Origin of the sequence: Streptomyces tricolor, from assembly GCF_002155905.1 — a bacterium.
GTDB lineage: Bacteria > Actinomycetota > Actinomycetes > Streptomycetales > Streptomycetaceae > Streptomyces > Streptomyces tricolor.
Genome location: NZ_MUMF01000068.1, coordinates 1 through 16,534 on the forward strand (window position 1 = coordinate 1; position 16,534 = coordinate 16,534).

The following is a 16,534-nucleotide window of genomic DNA, read 5'->3' on the forward strand; positions in this document are numbered from 1 at the left end:
GCCGCCGGCGCACGAGCCCGCCGCACCCGCGGATGGCACCGGCACACGGCGCCGCGTCTCCGTCACGGCCGCCGCCGTGGCGATCGGCGTCGCGCTGGGCGGGGCCTGGGCGCTGTACGAAAGCGTCGGCGACGGGGGCCGCACCGAGGCCGAGGCCCGCGCGACGCCGATCGCCGGCCCGAGCGGTCACGGCACACCCGCGCCCCCGTCCTCGTCGGCGCCCGCCCCGAAGTCCCCGGCGGCCACGGCCTACGCACCCCTCTTCCAGGACCGCCCGCTGACGATCGCGCCACCGAACGGCTCGGTGACCACCGTCGACCTGGATGCCCCGAAGGTGAACCCGAGTGGTGAGATCGGCGACGACGCGGCGGAGATCCAGTACATCTACCAGTACCTGACCTTCCGCACCGCCACCGCCAAGAGCCCCGGCACCACACCGGAGGCATGCCGCAGGGCCGTCGACAGCGCCCCGCTCCCCGCGGAGCTGTCCAACGACGCCCTGGACCGCGGCCAGGCCCTCAAGAAGGGCGACACGCTGTGCACGGTCACCTCCGAGGGCAACCTCGCCCTCCTCCGCCTCACCCACGTCACCGACTCCGGCGAGACCTCCTTCGACCCTCCTGGCTACAGGGGCCTGCTCACGGTCTGGAAGACGCGCGCCGACTAGGAACCCGCCCGGCCGGCGCGAGGCGTCGGCCGGTTCCGCGGCGGCTGCGCGAGTGCGCGTGCTGTACCTGAGGCCGTGGAGCACCACGGGACGCCAGGCTTTCCCGCCGAGCGGTCGTGCGCGTCTGGGCCGGGCCCGAGCGGGCGGCACACCCCGCGGTGCCCCGCTCAGACGGCGGCCCGGGGCTGTGCCGGGCCGAGGTGGCGTACGGCGGTCCGCGCGGCGTGCGGGGCCAGCAGGCCCTGGAGTTCCTCCGCCGCGACCTTCAGCAGGCCGCCGTCGCGGTCGGCGTGCAGGGTCTCCAGGACGAAGGCGACCTGGGTGGAGTCCTCGGTGACGCGGGTGCGGTGGGCGTCGCGGTGGTTCCAGTGGCGGGTCAGGACTCCGGTGGTGTCCGCGTAGATGATCTCGCCGGGCCTGGGGTGCTCGACGGTGCCGGGTTCGCCGAGCGGGGTGAAGGACTCGGTGCCGTCCGCGGGCCGGATGTCGATGTCGCCGGTGACCCGGTCCAGGTCGAAGGCGCCGGCGGGCAGACCGTGCCGTACGGACACGGCGTTGTAGGAGTCCACGGCCGGGTTGATGCGCGGCAGGGTCCCCTTCTTCGCCATGCGGCGGCCGAGGGCGTCGACGCTGGGGCGGATGCGGCGGGGGTTGGTGCCGAAGGACCGGTAGGCGGTGTGCCAGGCCTCGATGCGGGGGTCGGTCTCGTCGGCGGGCCGCCAGCTGCCGTCGGCGAGCCGCTGTTCCAGCTCCTCCAGGGCGGCGGCGGTGTGCGGCCAGGGTTCGTGCCCGCGCAGGCCGGTGGCGGTGACGAGCGCGATGAGCGTGCCGGGGAAGGCGGCTGCGACGGCGGGGGAGAGGCGGAAGGCGGGCATGGTGGGATTCCGTTTCCTCTGGGCGTGCGGGTGTGCGGGTGAGGGCCGGGGGAGCGTGGTCAGGGCTGCCAGGGGCCGATGCGGTCCAGGCGGCGGCGCTGCTGACGTGCGGCGGACCGGTCGAGGCCCTGGCCGCGCGCGTCGAGGCGGTCGGCGACGGCGCCGCGCTGCTCGACGGGTTTGTGGTCGTCGTACTTGAACGTGGCCCGTACGTCGGTGACCTCCAGGCGCAGGCCGCGGATGCCCGGGAGCATCCGGCCGTACGGCGGCCGGTCCACGGCGACGGGGGCGTGGTCGCCGGCGGGCTGGAAGTGGGCGAGCTGGCGGCGCAGCAGCTCGGCCTTGGCCTCGGGGTCGTCGACGACGTGGGCGCGGCAGACGAACTGGACGGCCGTGTAGTAGCTGGTGGGGACGCCGTCCGTCGGCGAGGTGCCGGCCTTGGCGCGCCAGGGGCCCGGGACGAAGGCGTAGTCGCCGAAGACGGTGAAGACGACGTTCGGATCGTGCTCGATCGCCTTCCAGGCCGGGTTGGGCCGGGCGAGGTGGATCAGGAGGTGGTCGCCGTCGCCGGTGAAGGGGGTGGGGACGGTGACGGGCGGCTCGCCGGGCGGGCCGTTGACGCTCAGCAGGCCGAAGTCGTGGCCCTCGGCGATCCACGTCCGCCACTCGGCCGCGTCCAGGCAGGCGTCCCAGGGCTGGATGAACATGCTGATCTCCTGCGTGCGGTAGGGGTGGGTCCGGCTCAGGTCAGGGCGAGGAGGCTGACGGCGACGGCGGCCGTGCCCAGGCCGACCAGCTGGCCGCGGTGGACGCGCTCGGCGAGCACGCCGCGTGCGAGCAGGACCGTGCCGGCCGGGTACAGCGCGGTGATCACGGCCACGACGGCGAGGTCCCCGCTCCGGGCGGCCAGCAGGAACAGCAGGTTCGCCACCGAGTCCAGCGCGCCCGCGGCGGCGCTCGTGGCGTACGCGGGCCGCTCGGGGCCGAGCCGGCGGCGCAGCAGCCCGGCCGCGGCCAGGGTGACGGCCGAGGACACCGCCCGGCCGATGATCAGCGGGGCCACGCCGCTGTCGGACGGGGCTTGGTGCAGGAAGACCAGCTGGAGGGCGATGGCGGCGCCGGCGCCGAGGGCCAGCAGCAGCGCCGTGCCCGAGGGGCGCGCCGAGCCCGCCCCGTGTCCGGCGCTGACCAGCACCACCGCCACCAGCGCGAGCGGCAGGCCGATCATCCCGGCGGCGGCCAGGTGCTCGCCCTGCAGCAGTCCGACGGCGACGGGCAGCGCGGCGGAGACCAGCGCGGTCACGGGCGACAGCACGTTCATCGGGCCGATCGCCAGCGTGCGGTAGAGCAGGGCGAACGCGGCGGCCGAGGCGACTCCGGAGGCCGCGCCCCAGCCGAGGGCGCCGGTGTCGAACGAGGCGCCGAGGAACGGCCACAGCAGCAGCTCGACCGCGAGCGAGGCCGGCGCCGCGACCATCACCGTCCGCAGCACATGGGCCTTGCGGGCGCCGAGGCCGCCGAGGAAGTCGGCGCATCCGTAGGCGAGGGAACTGCCCAGCGCCAGCAGCAGAGCGATCACGGTCCATCCCTTACAATTCAGTGGAACGACCGAACCGTACAACAAACCGACCGCCCGGTGTCAACCGAACGACCGCACGGTGCATTGCGGTGGTCCACTCGCGAGGATGTGATCGGATGGCCGAGACGGCCGCGGCCCTGCAGGCGCTCGCCCGCAACGTCAGGGCGGCCCGCACCCGCGCCGGACTGTCCCTGGACGAACTCGGCCGGCGCGCCCAGGTCAGCAAGGGCGCCCTGGTCGCACTGGAGAAGGCCCAGGGCAACCCCAACTTCGCCACTCTGGTCCGGCTGGCCGACACCCTCGGCGTCTCGGTGTCCGCGCTGACGGAGGGGCCGGCCGAGGGCCGCGTCCGCGTGGTCTCCGCCGACGCCGTGGAGCCCCTGTGGTCCGGGGCCCGGGGCGGTACGGCCCGGCTCATGCTGACCACGACCGGACCGGCCCCCGTCGAGGTCTGGCGCTGGCGGCTGGAACCGGGGGAGGAGTACCCCAGCCACCCGCACCAGGCCGGGGTCGTGGAGACCGTCAGCGTCACCGCCGGCCGGATGACCCTGGTCGTCGACGGCACGGAGCACACCGTCGAAGCCGGGCAGACGGCCGCCTTCGACGGTGACGCCCCGCACACCTACCGCGGCGCGGGCACCGCGACCTGCCACCTGGTCATGACGGTCCACCTGCCGCCCGGCCCCGCGTCCGCGCCCTGAGAGACCACCGGGCGTGTCGGCCGGCGGGCTCGGTGCCCGGCTCCTCGGCGGCCCGGGCCGGGAGGGTGAGGACGGCCAGGAAGGCGAGGACCGCCACCGCGGCGAAGAAGTAGAAGCCCCACGGGTGCCCGATCCCGGCCGTCACCAGGGCACCCGTGACCGACGGGCCGACGATGGAGCCGATCCGGCCGATGCCGGACGCCGAGCCGAGGGCGGTGCCGCGGACGGAGGCCGGGTAGAAGTGCGTGACGTAGGCGTAGACGAGCACCTGCGCCGAGAAGACGAACACGCCGGTGAGGAAGACGACGGTGTCCAGCAGCAGATCGCTGTCCATCCGGACGCCGAGGCAGGCCAGCATCACCACCGAGGCCGCGAACCAGCCCAGCGTGGTCAGCTTGATGCCGCGCCGGTCGGCCACGAAGCCGCCCAGCACCAGGCCGGCCACGCCGCCGGCGTTGAGCACGAGCAGCTGGGTGACGGCCGTGGGCACGGGGTAGCCGGCGTCGTTCATCAGCTTGGGCAGCCAGGTGTTGAGGCCGTAGACCAGCAGCAGACCCATGAACGAGGCCACCCACACCCCGATGCCCGCGCGGAGACGGGCCGGCGTGAGCAGCTCGCCGAACGGCACGCGCCCGGAGCCGGTCGCCTCCCTGGCCCGTACGAACGCCTCCGACTCCGGCAGCCGGAACCACTGCACGACCGCGACGACCAGCCCGGCCGCACCGAGGACGTAGAAGAGGACCTCCCAGTCCTCCGTCACCCGCAGCGCCAGCAGCGAGGTGATCACCGCACCGGTGTGATAGCCGGTCATGGTCAGCGTGCTGGCGCGCGCCCGCCGGTGCGCCGGCATGTGCTCGGCCATCATCGTGAGGGACACCGGCATGCACGCGCCGAGCCCCAGACCGGCGACGAGGCGCAGTACGGCGAACACCGCGACGGAACCGGCGAGCGGCACCAGGAGGGTGAAGACCGAGAACAGCACGACCGAGCCGATGAGCAGCAGGCGCCGGCCGAGCCGGTCGGCCAGCGGACCGACCAGCACCGCGCCGATGGCGACGCCGACCAGCGACAGCGTGGCGACGGTGGTGGCGTCCCCCGCGGTCATGCCGAGGTGACGGGTTTTCAGCAGGGTCGGGATGATGGCGCCGAGGACGACGAGGTCGTAGCCCTCGAGCAGGACGGTGATCCAGCACAGGACCACCGTCCAGACGTCGCGTCCGGCGGCGGATGTCCCGGTCGGGGTGCCGGACGCGGGGGACGAGGCGACGGATGACATGACGACGGCCCCCGGCTTCAGAACGGGTACTCGGCGATGTCCGGCCGGACGGTGACCCACTGGGTCTCGGTGAACGCCTCCACGTTGGCGGCGGCTCCGCCGAACCGGGAACCCGTGCCGGACGCCTTGACCCCGCCGAACGGGGCGTTGGGCTCGTCACTGACGGTCTGTTCGTTGATGTGGACCTTCCCCGAGTCGATCCGGTCGGCGAGCCGCATCGCCGTACCGACGTCACCGAGGATGCTGACGGACAGCCCGTACTCGCAGTCGTTGACGATCCGCGCGGCCTCCTCCGGCGTGCCGAAGCCGATGACGGGAGCGACCGGGCCGAAGATCTCCTCGCGCCACGCCGGCATGTCGGTGGTGACCCCGGTCAGCACGGTGGCGCGGTACCCGGCGCCCACGATCTCGCCGCCCGCCACCAGCGTCGCGCCCGCCGCGACGCTCTCGGTGACGATGCCGTGCACCCGCTCCAGCTGCCGCCGGTCGATGATCGGGCCGAGGGCCACGTCCTCCCGGGCCGGATCGCCGACGGGCAGCGCCCGGGCCTTCTCCGCCAGCGCGGCGGTGTACTCGTCCAGCAGCGACTCGTGCACGATGTGCCGCCCGGTCGTCATGCAGATCTGCCCCTGGTGCAGATACGACCCGAACGCACCCGCCGAGGCCGCCTTGCGCACATCGGCCCCGGGCAGCACCACCAGGGCGTTGTTCCCGCCGAGTTCGAGGTGCGCCCGCTTCAGCAGCCGCCCGGCACGCTCGCCGATCGCCCGCCCCACCGGCGTGGACCCGGTGAAGGAGACGACCCGCACCTCGGGGGCCTCGACGACCGCCTGGCCGACCGAGCCGTCGCCGGGGAGCAGGTGCAGCACCCCGGGCGGCAGCCCGGCCTCCTCGAAGACCCGCGCGATGACGACACCGCCGCTCACCGCCGTACGCGGATCCGGCTTCAGCAGCACCGCGTTGCCCAGCGCCAGCGCGGGAGCCACCGAGCGCAGCCCCAGGATCAGCGGGAAGTTGAACGGCGCGATCACACTCACCACGCCGGCCGGGCGGCGGCGGGCGAACGACCAGCGCGGGTCCTCGGAGGTCAGCACCTCGCCCTGCGGATGCGTCGGCAGCGCCGCGCACTCGAAGCACTCGCCCAGCGCCAGGCGCACCTCGGACGCGGCCTTGGCCCGGACGGAGCCCGCCTCCCGCACCAGCCAGTCCTCGATCTCGGCGGCGTGCTCGGTGAACAGCTCGCCCGCGCGGCGCAGTACGGCCGCCCGTGCCTGCGGTGGCGTGGCGGCCCAGGCGCGCTGCGCCTCGGCGGCCCGGGCGGCGGCGCGACCGGCGTCCTCGGCCGTGGCCAGGCCCACCGTGCCGAGGTGCGCCCCGGTCGCCGGTTCGGTCACCGGCTGCTCGCGGCCGGCGTCCCGCCAGCCGTCGCCGAACAGCTTCTTGCTCCAGACGTCGCTGTCCAGGAGTGTCATCGGTTTCCCTTCCATGTAGCGGGACGTGGCGGAGGCGGAGCGGGCTCAGGACGGCGTGGTGAGCGCCGTGTCGACCTGGACGAGCCGGGGGCCGTCGGGGCGTTCGGCCAGTACGGCCCGCAGCTCCTCCACGCCGTCGACGTGCCGCGCGGGCACCCCGTAGCCCTGTGCGATGCGAGTGAAGTCCAGGCCCGGGATGTCCAGGCCCGGCGCGTCCGGCACACCGAGCAGACCGCCGAACCAGCGCAGCGCGCCGTACGTGCCGTTGCGCAGCAGCACCACGGTGAGCGGAACCCGGTGCCGCGCGGCCGTCCACAGGGCGGTGATGCCGTAGTTGGCCGACCCGTCCCCGATCACGCCCACGACCGGCCGGCCGGGCTGGGCCAGGGCGACCCCGACCGCGCCGGGCAGCCCGAACCCGAGGCCGCCGGCCGCCGGGAAGTAGTAGGAGCCGGGCCGGCGCAGGTCCATCTGACGCCACCACGCGGCATTGGTCGAGGTCGACTCCACCACGTACGCCGTGTCGGCGGGCTGCTCGTCCCGCAGGGCCGCGAAGACCTCCTCGGGATGCAGGCGCGGCCCGTCCACGGCGGGCGGAGCGGGCACCGGCCGGTAGCCGCCCGCGGTCGCGCCGGACGCACCGGTCGTGGCCGTCGCACCGGTCGTGGCCGTCGCACCGGTCGCGGCGAGCGTCTTCAGCAGCAGCTCGATCACCGCCGCGGGGTCGGCGACCAGCGCCTCGCCCATCGGTGCCCGCGCGGCGGCGGACGCGTCCTGTGTCACCTGGACCAGCCGGGTGCCCTCCGGCAGATACCGCCCGGGCAGGTACTCGTGGTAGCGGAACACCGGGGCGCCGAGCACCAGCACCAGGTCGTGGCCCTCGAAGGCCCGGCAGACCGGCTCGATACCGGCGGGCAGCACACCGCGGAACTGCGGATGGCGGTTGGGGAACGGCAGCCGGAAGAGCGAGGGCGCCGCCCACACCGGACCGCCGAGCCGCTCGGCCAGCCGTACCGCCTCCTCGAAGAGCCCGTCCGCGTCGATGTCACCGCCCAGGACCAGGGCGGGCCGGCGCGCCCCGGCCACCGCCTCGGCCAGCCGGCGCCCTTGCTCGCCGCCGGGCACCCCCGCCCGCTCGACACGCCGGTCCAGCACGGCCGGCGCGTTCTCCCCCGCGTCGGCCGCCCAGTCGTCGTACGGGACGGAGAGGTAGGCGGGCTGGCGCTGCAACCGTGCCTCGAAGACGGCCTGGGCCAGCGCGCGGGGCACGTCCTGCGCGCACGCCGGCTCCGCGGCCCAGCCGACGAGCGGCCGCATCAGCGCCGGGGCGTCGACGTTGGTGAGGTTGGCCTCCGGCCCGACGGCCGACCGCACCTGCTGCCCCGCCACGATCACCAGCGGCGTGCGCGAGGCCACGGCGTTGGTCAGCGCGCCCATCGCGTTGCCGGAGCCGGCGGCGGCGTGCAGATTGACCAGCGCGGGACGGCCGGTCGCCTGGGCGTAGCCGTCGGCCATGCCCACGACGGCGCCCTCGTGCAGGCCCAGGACGTAACGGAACCCGTCGGGCAGGTCCGCGAGGAAGGGCAGCTCGTTCGAACCGGGGTTGCCGAACACGGTGGTGAGCCCCTGGCGCCGCAGGAACTCATGGGAGATACGACGTACGGACGGCACAGGCGTTCCTCTCCGCAGTGACGCAGCACACAGTAGGGAGAGCGCGACCTGGCCACCAATAGATGTTGACGGGCTGCGATATAGAGTCGATCGATATGAGCAGCTTCGATCTCAACCTCGCCCGCGTCTTCGTGCTGCTCTACGAGACGGGCAGTGTCACGGCCACCGCCGAGACCCTCCACGTCACCCAGCCGACGGTCAGCTACAGCCTGGCCAAGCTGCGCCGCCACTTCGACGACGACCTCTTCCGCCGCACCGGCCGCGGCCTGACCCCGACCGCGGGCGCCCGCCGCCTCTACGAGCCCCTGCAACGCGCGCTGGCCGACATCGACGGAGCGATCCGCCAGGGCGACGACTTCGACCCCGCGACCATGGCGGGCCGTTTCACCCTCGCCCTGTCCGACCTCGGCGAGGTCACGTTCCTGCCGCGCCTGGTGGCGGCGGCCCGCGAGCGCGCGCCCCGGGTGTCCTTCACCATCCGCGCGCTGGACGTGGACGACGCCGAGGGCCAGCTGCGCCGCGGCGAACTCGACGCGTTCGTCGCCACCCCCGTCATGACCTCCCACCGCACCGTGCGCATCCCGCTCTTCCACGAGCGCTACGTCGGCATGGTCGCCGCCGACCACCCGCGCATCCACGGCCCGTCCGTCACCCCGGCCGAGCTGGCGGCCGAGCACCACGCCACGGTCTACGGCCCCAGCGGCCATGTCGTCCCCCGGTCCGTGCTCGCCGCGCACGGGCTGCTGGACCGCGTGGCCGTGGACGCCACCCGCTTCTCGATGCTGCCCTACCTGCTGGAACGCACCGACCTGATCGCGATCGTCCCCGAGTACGTGGGCGAGGTCTTCACCGCCTCCCACCGCCTGCGCCTGGTCCGGCTGCCGTTCGAGACCGAGCCGATCGAGGTCGCGCTCTACGCCCGGCACGAGGCGTCGCGCAGCCCCTCCCAGCGCTGGCTCGTCCAGTTCATGGCCGACGTGCTGGGGGAGCGGGTCAGCCAGGCCCAACTGCCGCCCACGGACGGCGGTTTCCGCACGTGACTCGCCGTCCGGCCGGGTACGCCGGCCGGACGGCGTGGGGCGCTTCCGCTCACTCCGCGGGATCGAGCACGACCGGCAGCTCCGCGAGGCCGCGGAAGGCCGGGAAGGGCACCTCCAGCCACCGCGGCCCCGCGGCGGGGTCGGCCAGGGCCATCCGGGGGAACCGGTCGAACAGGCGGGTGAGCGCCAGCTGCGTCTCCAGCCGGGCCAGCGGCGCGCCCAGGCAGTAGTGGCTGCCGTGCCCGAAGCCGAGATGGGCGTCCTGCGCGTTGCCCGGCCGCATCACGTCCAGCTCGTCGGGGGAGTCGAACTTCTGCGGATCGCGGTTGGCCGAACTGATGGCGATCTGGACCAGGGCACCCTTGGGGATCAGCGTCCCGCTGTACTCCACGTCCTCGGTCGCGTAGCGGAACGTCGCGCTCTCCACCGAGCCGTCGTAGCGCACCAGTTCCTCGACCGCCGCCCGGGTCAGCTCCGGGTTCTCCCGCAGGGCCCGCAGCTGCGCGGGATGGGACAGCAGGTGGTGGACGGCGTTGCCGATGAGGTACGCGGTCGTCTTGTGACCGGCGAACATCAGCAGGAACGCCGTGGAGACCAGTTCGTTCTCGGTGAGGGCGTCGTCGTGGTCGCGGACCGCGATGAGCGCGCTGAGCAGATCGTCGCCCGGGCGCTCCCGCTTGGCGGTGATGAGGTGCGTGAAGTACGCGTGCAGATCCTCCTCCGCCTGCTGCTGGGCCCGCTTGGCCTCCGCGCCGAATCCGGTCTGCGCCACCGTGGTGGACAGGTGCTGCATCCGGGCCCGGTCCTCGGGCGGCACTCCGAGCAGATCGCAGATCACGATGATCGGCAGCGGGAACGCGAACGCGGGCAGCAGGTCGACGGGCTCACGGGCCGGGCACGCGTCCAGCAGGCTCTGGACGATCTCCTCGATCCGCGGACGCAGCGCCTCCACGCGCCGCGGCGTGAACGCGGAGTTGACCATCCGGCGCAGCCGGGTGTGCTTCGGGGCGTCGGAGTTGAGCATGTTGTCGTCCAGCGCGACGGACGAGTCACCGAAGATCCTCCGGTAGGCGTCCATCGCCCCGTACATGTCCTTGCTCAACCGCGGATCCGACAGGGCGGCCCGCGCGTCGTCGTACCGGGTGATCAGGTACGTCTCGTTGCCGTGCGGCGGTCTCATGGGGCAGACCGGTGCCGCGGTGCGCAGATGGGCGTAGAACGCGTGCGGATCGCGCCGGAACTCCGGGGTGCACCGCTCGGCCGCGGCGACGGCCTCTGGCGTGGTGGTCACGGACGACTCCTGAGGTCGAAGAGGTCTTGGGCGTTGCCGCCGAGGATGCGCTGCTGGGCCGCCGCGTCGACCGGGAGCTTCTCGATCATGTGGATGAAGTCCTCCAGCGGCGCGGCCATCGGCGGTGAGTCGGTGCCGAACAGCATCCGTTCGGGGCCCAGCACTTCGGCGTTCAGGCTCAGGTGCGCCGGGCTGAACGGGCTCGTGTCGACGTACATGCGGCGCAGCGCCGCGGCCGGGTCGGCGGACGCCCGCACGGCCGCCGGCCCCTCGCCCGCCGGTTCCCCGGCGGGACCGGCGGTCCGGGGCGCGGCGGAGGCCGCACCGGGCCGGCCGGAGGGCGGCGCGCCCCCGGCCCAGTGCCGGGGGCGCGCCGCCGTCTGCAGCCGCTCCGGCAGCAGCGCCATCGCGCCGCCGCCGGTCGCGCCGATCAGCCGCAGACCCGGGTACTTGTCCAGCCACCCCGCGAACGCGATCACGGCCATGCCCAGGGTGACGTCGCCGAAGCGGCCGATCTGCTCCACGAAGCCGATCTCGTCCACCCGTTCCGTGCCCACCGGTTCGGCCGGGGCGTGCACCAGAACCGGCACCCCCGCCTCCGCGGCGAGCGCGAAGAACGAGTCCGCGCGCGGCGAGCCGAGCAGCTCGCCGTGCACGCTGGACGTGGTGATCAGGCCGACGAAGGCGGGGTCCGCCAGGGTCTCCCGCACCCCTTCGAGGTGATCGTCGTCGCCGAACGGGTTGGCGTAGACGTATCCGCGCAACTGGTCCGGGAACCTGCGGATCAGGCCCGACATCCAGGCGTGGAAGCCGCGCAGCCGGTCGCGTGGCTGGGCGTAGTTGTCGACGCCCGGCACCCGCGCCATCGCGCCGGCGCCGACGGGGCTGCCGATGATGGTGAGGTCGATTCCCGCCTCGGCGCGGGCGGCGAGCATGCCGTCCACGTCGGTCAGGCTCGGGGGCATGGGGAAGCGTTTCGCCGCTTCCGGTGGGGACAGATGCCCGTGGATGTCGATGATCACGTGTCGGTTTCCGGTTTCGGTGCGAGTGCGCGGGTGACCGCGGCACAGTCCTGGTCGCCCAGTCCTTGCTCGGTGGCGCGGACGTGGGTCTCCGCCGCGGCGGTCGCCAGCGGCAGACTCAGGCCGACTGCTGCTGCCTGCTTGGAAGCGAGCATGAGGTCTTTCGCCATCAGCCGCAGCCGGAAGTCCGGCTCGTCGAACCGACCGGAGGCCAGGCGCCGGGACTTGAAGGCCATCACCGGCGAGGCGAAACCGCTGCCCGCGATGGTCTTGAGCACCAGCTGCCGGTCGAGGCCGCAGGCGTCCGCCAGTTCGGTGGCCTCGGCCAGGGCCTGCACCTCGATGCCCATCAGCAGGTTCAGCAGCAGTTTCATCCGCATGCCGGAACCGAGTGCGCCCAGATGGACGACCTCCTTGCCCAGCCTCTGGAGCAGCGGGCGGGCGGTGGTGAACGCCCGTTCCTCGCCGCCGGCGAACAGCCGCAGCTCGCCGTCGCGCGCGTGGTCGCGGTTGCCGAGCATGCCGACGTCCAGGACCGCCGCGAATTCCCCGGCGATCTGGACGACCTCATCGGGGGCGACGGTGCTGGCGCAGATCAGGACGCCGGGGTAGGGGCCCTCGGCCAGGACGCCGCCCGGTCCGTGCAGTACGGCGCCGAGGGCCTGGCCGTCGGCGACCACGCACAGGGTGGCGCTCGTGCCCGCGACGGCGTCGGCGGGGGTGGCGGCGACGTGGGCGCCCGCCTCGGCGAGCGGCGCGGCCCGCTCCGGAGTACGGTTCCAGACCCGGACCTGTATCCCCTGGTCGAGGAGGCGACCGGCCAGGCCGGCGCCCATCGTGCCCAGCCCCAGTACCGCGACGGGGCCGTGGACGGGCGGCGTCATGACGCCACCCCCTTGGTCTCCTTGACCACGCGGAACCGCATCGACTGCCGCTGGTCGACCCACTGGCGCAGCGGGGCCACCAGTTCCTGGTGCTCCTCGCTCTGCTGCCAGGCGAAGAAGTCCTCGGCCGTCCGCCACTCACTGGTGATCACCCACTGGCGGGAGTCGTCGACGGGTGCGCCGAGCCGCTCGACTATGTGGCCGGGGGTGCCGGCCACGGACTTCCGGAGCTGCTCGTACAGGTCCAGGAAGCCCTGCTCGCCGCCCTCGATCACGCGGACCGCGAAGACGACGTTCAGCTTGTCGGCCGTGTGGAGCTTGTCGTTGGTGCCCATCTCTACCTCCTGTGTGAGATCCGGAAGGACACGACACCAACGGACTCATGTCCCTCGTACGGCCGCAACTCCGAATGGGGGACGACCCCGTGGGGACAAGGGGTGCACGCTCCGTCATTAGTCATTTCGGGTGACCGGCGGGGGGACGTCGCCCGCGGCCGGCCGTGTGACGGACGCAAAGGAAAGGGCAAGGAGGTTCACCCACTCCTTGCCATGCTCAACTTATAGCCCACGGGGGGCCTTGCGGCAAGGGCCGGGGGGTGCTGCAGAATCACCGCTCCAAGCCGGTGACCTGCGGAATTCGGTGTCGCGCGCCCTGCGCGCGCCGTTGCTGCCGTCCGGGTCCCGGAACCGATGTCGTGGGGACGGGCTTTCTTGATGATCGACGTGATCGTGGTCGGCGGCGGGCCGACCGGTTTGATGCTGGCCGCCGAGCTGCGGCTGCACGGGGTGCACGTGGTGGTGCTGGAGAAACGGACCGAGCGAACCGAGCAGTCCCGCGGGCAGGGCCTGCACACGCGCAGCGTCGAGATGATGGACCAGCGCGGCCTGCTGGACCGGTTCCTCACGGCCGGTGAGAGGTTCCGGGCCGGCGGTCTCTTCGGCGGCATCGTCACACCGTGGCCCGAGGGCCTGGACACGGCTCACCCGTACGGCCTCGCCATCCCCCAACCGGTCACCGAGCGGCTCCTGGAGGAGCGTGCCGTCGAACTCGGCGCCGAGATCCGCCGCGGCCGCGAAGTGGTCGGGCTGGGCCAGGACGAGGAGGGGGTGACCGTCGAACTGGCCGACGGCACGCGCCTGCGCTCGCGCTACCTCGTGGGCTGCGACGGCGGACGCAGCCTCGTGCGCAAGCGGCTCGGCGTCGGCTTCCCCGGCGAGCCCGCCAAGGTCGAGACCCTGCTCGGCGAGATGGAGGTGACCGAGGACCCGGCGACGATCGCCGCCGTCGTCGCGCAGGTCCGCACGACCCAGCTGCGGTTCGGCGCCACCCCCGTCGGGGAGGGACGGTACCGCCTCGTCGTACCCGCCGAAGGGGTGGCGGAGGACCGGGCGACCGCGCCGACGCTGGAGGAGTTCAGGCAGCGGCTGCGGGCCGTCGCGGGCACCGACTTCGGCGTGCACACGCCGCGCTGGCTCTCCCGCTTCGGCGACGCCACCCGGCAGGCCGAGCGCTACCGGGTCGGCCGGGTGCTGCTGGCCGGGGACGCGGCGCACATCCACCCGCCGACCGGCGGACAGGGGCTGAACCTCGGCATCCAGGACGCGTTCAACCTCGGCTGGAAGCTGGCCGCCGAGGTGGGCGGCTGGGCGCCGGAGGGCCTGCTGGACAGCTACCACGCCGAACGTCACCCGGTGGGCGCCGCCGTCCTGGACAACACCCGCGCGCAGATGGCGCTGCTCGGGACCGATCCGGGGGCGGCCGCGCTGCGGGAGCTGTGGTCGAGGCTGATGGACTTCGAGGACGTGAACCGGTACGTGACCGGGATCATCACGGCGGTGGACGTCCGCTACGACCTCGGCGCGGGGCACGAACTGGTCGGCCGGCGGCTGCGGGACGTGCGGCTGAAGCGGGGGCGCCTCTACGAGCTGATGCACGGCGGACGCGGGCTGCTGCTCGACGGCACCGGACGGCTGTCGGTGACGGGCTGGGAGGACCGGGCCGACCATGTCGTGGACTCCGGCGAGGAGCTGGACGTGCCCGCGGTGCTGCTGCGGCCGGACGGGCACGTGGCGTGGGCCGGCGAGGACCAGCAGGACCTGCTGGGCCGGCTGGGAACGTGGTTCGGCGCCGCCGGAGCGGGCGTGCAAGTCCCGGCGGCGACACGGGTCGAGTCCTAGGACCAAGGCCTGATCGGCAATCAGTTGGTCTTGCTGTTAGCGTGCACCTGCAAGGTATTCGCAATAACGTCGGAGGACGTTGGACATGGCGCTGTACACGCTCCCGGAACTTCCGTACGACTACTCGGCGCTCGCCCCGGTCATCAGCCCGGAGATCATCGAGCTGCACCACGACAAGCACCACGCGGCCTATGTGAAGGGGGCGAACGACACCCTGGAGCAGCTCGCCGAGGCGCGGGACAAGGAGGCGTGGGGCTCGATCAACGGGCTGGAGAAGAACCTGGCCTTCCACCTCTCCGGGCACATCCTGCACAGCATCTACTGGCAGAACATGACCGGTCCGAAGGACGGCGGCGGCGAGCCCCTGGCCGCCGACGGCGTGGGCGAGCTGGCCGAGGCAGTCAAGGAGTCCTTCGGCTCCTTCGCCGCCTTCAAGACCCAGCTCTCCAAGGCCGCGGCCACCACGCAGGGTTCGGGCTGGGGCGTGCTCGCCTACGAGCCGCTGAGCGGTCGCCTGATCGTGGAGCAGGTCTACGACCACCAGGGCAACGTCGGCCAGGGCTCCACCCCGATCCTGGTCTTCGACGCCTGGGAGCACGCCTTCTACCTGCAGTACCGCAACCAGAAGGTGGACTTCATCGAGGCGATGTGGCAGGTCGTTAACTGGCAGGACGTCGCCCGCCGTTACGAGGCCGCCAAGTCCCGCGCGAACGTGCTGCTGCTCGCGCCGTGACGCCATGACCCCCCGCACGCCCTGCCGCTGATCGTCTTCTCACCCTTCACGGCAGGCGGACACCGAAGGGGCTCCCGCGGGCACACCGCCCGCGGGAGCCCCTCCGCACGGCGGCCGGGTGACGGGTCGCCACCGGTGATGACATGATGACCGCGGCCGGGCGACGGCGGTCCGAGGCAGCAGGTGAGCCCCCGGACCAGCAGAAACACCCGGTCGCCTGCTCGCACGACACCGGGGCGGGTCTCCCGGGGGAGGGAAGTGGCGCGGCGTGCCCGAGAGGCCGACGGAAGAGACAGCGGGCGGACCGGTGCCGTGCCGGGTCGTCGTGTGCCGGGACTGCTGCTGCGGCAGCCCCAAGGTGCCCGGCGTCGACCACGCGGCGCAGACCGCGCGGCTGCGGGCCGAGGTGCCCGTGCGCATCTCCGACTGCCTCGACGCCTGCGACCAGGCCAACGTCATCGTCGTCCAGCCGTCCGCCGCCGGCCGGGCCGCCGGCGCGCGGCCGGTCTGGCTGGGGCTCGTCAACGACCCGGACGCGACCGAGGACATCGTCACCTGGGTGCGTGCCGGCGGCCCGGGCGTGGCCCCGCAACCGGACATCCTCGATCTGTACACCTTCACCCCGCCGCGCCGCCGCGCGGATCCCTGAGTCCCGCGCGACCCACGGAATCCGGCCGCTCCGGACCCATGGGGCACAGGGCCGTCCACCCGGCACGAGGGCAGTCCACCCCGGTCGGAGGCGGCCTTGGCCGGGCGCCGGTCGCGCCGCAGGTGCGTGAGGGGCCCGCGAGGCGGACGGGTTCGGCCTCGCGTTCGGTGAGCCGGCCGATCGGCTGCGGCACCCGAGGCGGGAGACGGCCGTAGGGGAGCGGACGGTTCCGGCCGCGCACCGACCGCTTCCGGACCGCAGAGGGCCCCCGGGGACCACCCGGGGGCCCTCTGGCGTTCTCGGTCGCGGGCGCCGACCAAGCGCGGATTCCATGTCCGTCCCGGCCGCTGAGTTCGGTCACGGTCGGTGGCGGCGCGGGGCATACCCGCCGTGGCACTCCGGCGCCTCGACGCGCCGCCACCGCCCGTGACCGAACTCAGCGGCCGGGACGGACATGGAATCCGCGCTTGGTCGGCGCCCGCGACCGAGAACGCCAG

General features: G+C 73.5%; 15 protein-coding genes and 1 pseudogene. 6 read left to right on the top strand and 10 right to left on the bottom strand.

Annotated features, from left to right (window positions below):
* Positions 1-667: pseudogene (locus CCN44_RS06065) on the top strand (hypothetical protein); the annotation flags it as partial.
* 167 nt (positions 668-834) lie between these two features.
* Here CCN44_RS06065 and CCN44_RS06070 read toward each other — a convergent pair.
* The 3 genes from CCN44_RS06070 to CCN44_RS06080 are packed head-to-tail and all read right to left on the bottom strand — an operon-like array spanning position 835 to position 3,121.
* A complete protein-coding gene (locus CCN44_RS06070; protein WP_059247607.1) occupies positions 835-1,542 on the bottom strand; it encodes a B3/B4 domain-containing protein in 708 nt (235 codons plus the stop codon).
* 59 nt (positions 1,543-1,601) lie between these two features.
* Positions 1,602-2,249 (bottom strand): FMN-binding negative transcriptional regulator, encoded by a 648-nt coding sequence (locus tag CCN44_RS06075; protein WP_086697066.1) that lies wholly within the window; start codon positions 2,247-2,249, stop codon positions 1,602-1,604.
* A gap of 35 nt (positions 2,250-2,284) precedes the next feature.
* Entirely contained in the window at positions 2,285-3,121 is an 837-nt protein-coding gene (locus CCN44_RS06080) for an EamA family transporter (RefSeq protein ID WP_059247605.1), read from the bottom strand.
* A 116-nt stretch (positions 3,122-3,237) separates the two neighbouring features.
* On the opposite strand from CCN44_RS06080, the gene CCN44_RS06085 reads away from it, so the two are divergent.
* Positions 3,238-3,822, top strand: a complete 585-nt coding sequence (locus CCN44_RS06085) for a helix-turn-helix domain-containing protein (RefSeq protein WP_086697067.1) — start codon at positions 3,238-3,240, stop codon at positions 3,820-3,822.
* On the opposite strand, the gene CCN44_RS06090 is transcribed toward CCN44_RS06085, so the two are convergent.
* From CCN44_RS06090 to mdlC, 3 genes are read right to left on the bottom strand one after another with little or no spacing between them, the layout of a single operon-like run.
* The gene (locus CCN44_RS06090) at positions 3,779-5,098 is read right to left on the bottom strand and encodes an MFS transporter (protein WP_237481164.1); all 1,320 of its coding nucleotides are present in this window, start codon (positions 5,096-5,098) and stop codon (positions 3,779-3,781) included. The genes CCN44_RS06085 and CCN44_RS06090 overlap by 44 nt on opposite strands.
* 17 nt (positions 5,099-5,115) lie before the next feature.
* Positions 5,116-6,570, bottom strand: coding sequence for a benzaldehyde dehydrogenase (locus tag CCN44_RS06095; protein WP_086697068.1), 1,455 nt, complete (start codon positions 6,568-6,570; stop codon positions 5,116-5,118).
* A 45-nt stretch (positions 6,571-6,615) separates the two neighbouring features.
* Positions 6,616-8,241 (bottom strand): benzoylformate decarboxylase, encoded by a 1,626-nt coding sequence (gene mdlC / locus CCN44_RS06100; RefSeq protein ID WP_086697069.1) that lies wholly within the window; start codon positions 8,239-8,241, stop codon positions 6,616-6,618.
* A 95-nt stretch (positions 8,242-8,336) separates the two neighbouring features.
* Between mdlC and CCN44_RS06105 the strand changes: the two genes are divergently transcribed.
* Positions 8,337-9,281: a LysR family transcriptional regulator gene (locus tag CCN44_RS06105; protein WP_059247601.1), complete on the top strand. Its 945-nt coding sequence runs from the start codon at positions 8,337-8,339 to the stop codon at positions 9,279-9,281.
* Positions 9,282-9,330: 49 nt separating this feature from the next.
* Here CCN44_RS06105 and CCN44_RS06110 read toward each other — a convergent pair whose 3' ends face one another.
* The 4 genes from CCN44_RS06110 to CCN44_RS06125 are packed head-to-tail and all read right to left on the bottom strand — an operon-like array spanning position 9,331 to position 12,813.
* Positions 9,331-10,572, bottom strand: a complete 1,242-nt coding sequence (locus CCN44_RS06110) for a cytochrome P450 family protein (RefSeq protein WP_086697070.1) — start codon at positions 10,570-10,572, stop codon at positions 9,331-9,333.
* On the bottom strand, positions 10,569-11,594 hold the full coding sequence (locus CCN44_RS06115; protein ID WP_086697071.1) for an amidohydrolase family protein: 1,026 nt from the start codon (positions 11,592-11,594) through the stop codon (positions 10,569-10,571). Before CCN44_RS06115 ends, CCN44_RS06110 begins: the two co-directional genes overlap by 4 nt.
* A complete protein-coding gene (locus tag CCN44_RS06120; protein ID WP_059247598.1) occupies positions 11,591-12,478 on the bottom strand; it encodes an NAD(P)-dependent oxidoreductase in 888 nt (295 codons plus the stop codon). Before CCN44_RS06120 ends, CCN44_RS06115 begins: the two co-directional genes overlap by 4 nt.
* A complete protein-coding gene (locus CCN44_RS06125) occupies positions 12,475-12,813 on the bottom strand; it encodes an antibiotic biosynthesis monooxygenase family protein (protein ID WP_059247597.1) in 339 nt (112 codons plus the stop codon). Before CCN44_RS06125 ends, CCN44_RS06120 begins: the two co-directional genes overlap by 4 nt.
* A 378-nt stretch (positions 12,814-13,191) precedes the next feature.
* On the opposite strand from CCN44_RS06125, the gene rox reads away from it, so the two are divergent.
* From rox to CCN44_RS06140, 3 genes are all read left to right on the top strand, one after another.
* Positions 13,192-14,655, top strand: a complete 1,464-nt coding sequence (rox, locus tag CCN44_RS06130; protein WP_086697072.1) for a rifampin monooxygenase — start codon at positions 13,192-13,194, stop codon at positions 14,653-14,655.
* An 85-nt stretch (positions 14,656-14,740) separates the two neighbouring features.
* On the top strand, positions 14,741-15,388 hold the full coding sequence (locus CCN44_RS06135; RefSeq protein WP_059247595.1) for a superoxide dismutase: 648 nt from the start codon (positions 14,741-14,743) through the stop codon (positions 15,386-15,388).
* Positions 15,389-15,656: 268 nt separating this feature from the next.
* Positions 15,657-16,037 (top strand): hypothetical protein, encoded by a 381-nt coding sequence (locus CCN44_RS06140; RefSeq protein WP_086697073.1) that lies wholly within the window; start codon positions 15,657-15,659, stop codon positions 16,035-16,037.
* Positions 16,038-16,534: the final 497 nt, after the last annotated feature.

Excerpts from the sequence above, each read along its gene's own strand:
- CCN44_RS06070 (WP_059247607.1), bottom strand. The coding sequence starts at position 1,542 with ATGCCCGCCTTCCGCCTCTCCCCCGCCGTCGCAGCCGCCTTCCCCGGC.
- CCN44_RS06090 (WP_237481164.1), bottom strand. The coding sequence starts at position 5,098 with ATGTCATCCGTCGCCTCGTCCCCCGCGTCCGGCACCCCGACCGGGACA.
- CCN44_RS06135 (WP_059247595.1), top strand. The coding sequence starts at position 14,741 with ATGGCGCTGTACACGCTCCCGGAACTTCCGTACGACTACTCGGCGCTC.
- CCN44_RS06120 (WP_059247598.1), bottom strand. The coding sequence starts at position 12,478 with ATGACGCCGCCCGTCCACGGCCCCGTCGCGGTACTGGGGCTGGGCACG.
- CCN44_RS06095 (WP_086697068.1), bottom strand. The coding sequence starts at position 6,570 with ATGACACTCCTGGACAGCGACGTCTGGAGCAAGAAGCTGTTCGGCGAC.
- CCN44_RS06075 (WP_086697066.1), bottom strand. The coding sequence starts at position 2,249 with ATGTTCATCCAGCCCTGGGACGCCTGCCTGGACGCGGCCGAGTGGCGG.
- CCN44_RS06105 (WP_059247601.1), top strand. The coding sequence starts at position 8,337 with ATGAGCAGCTTCGATCTCAACCTCGCCCGCGTCTTCGTGCTGCTCTAC.
- CCN44_RS06125 (WP_059247597.1), bottom strand. The coding sequence starts at position 12,813 with ATGGGCACCAACGACAAGCTCCACACGGCCGACAAGCTGAACGTCGTC.
- CCN44_RS06085 (WP_086697067.1), top strand. The coding sequence starts at position 3,238 with ATGGCCGAGACGGCCGCGGCCCTGCAGGCGCTCGCCCGCAACGTCAGG.
- rox (WP_086697072.1), top strand. The coding sequence starts at position 13,192 with ATGATCGACGTGATCGTGGTCGGCGGCGGGCCGACCGGTTTGATGCTG.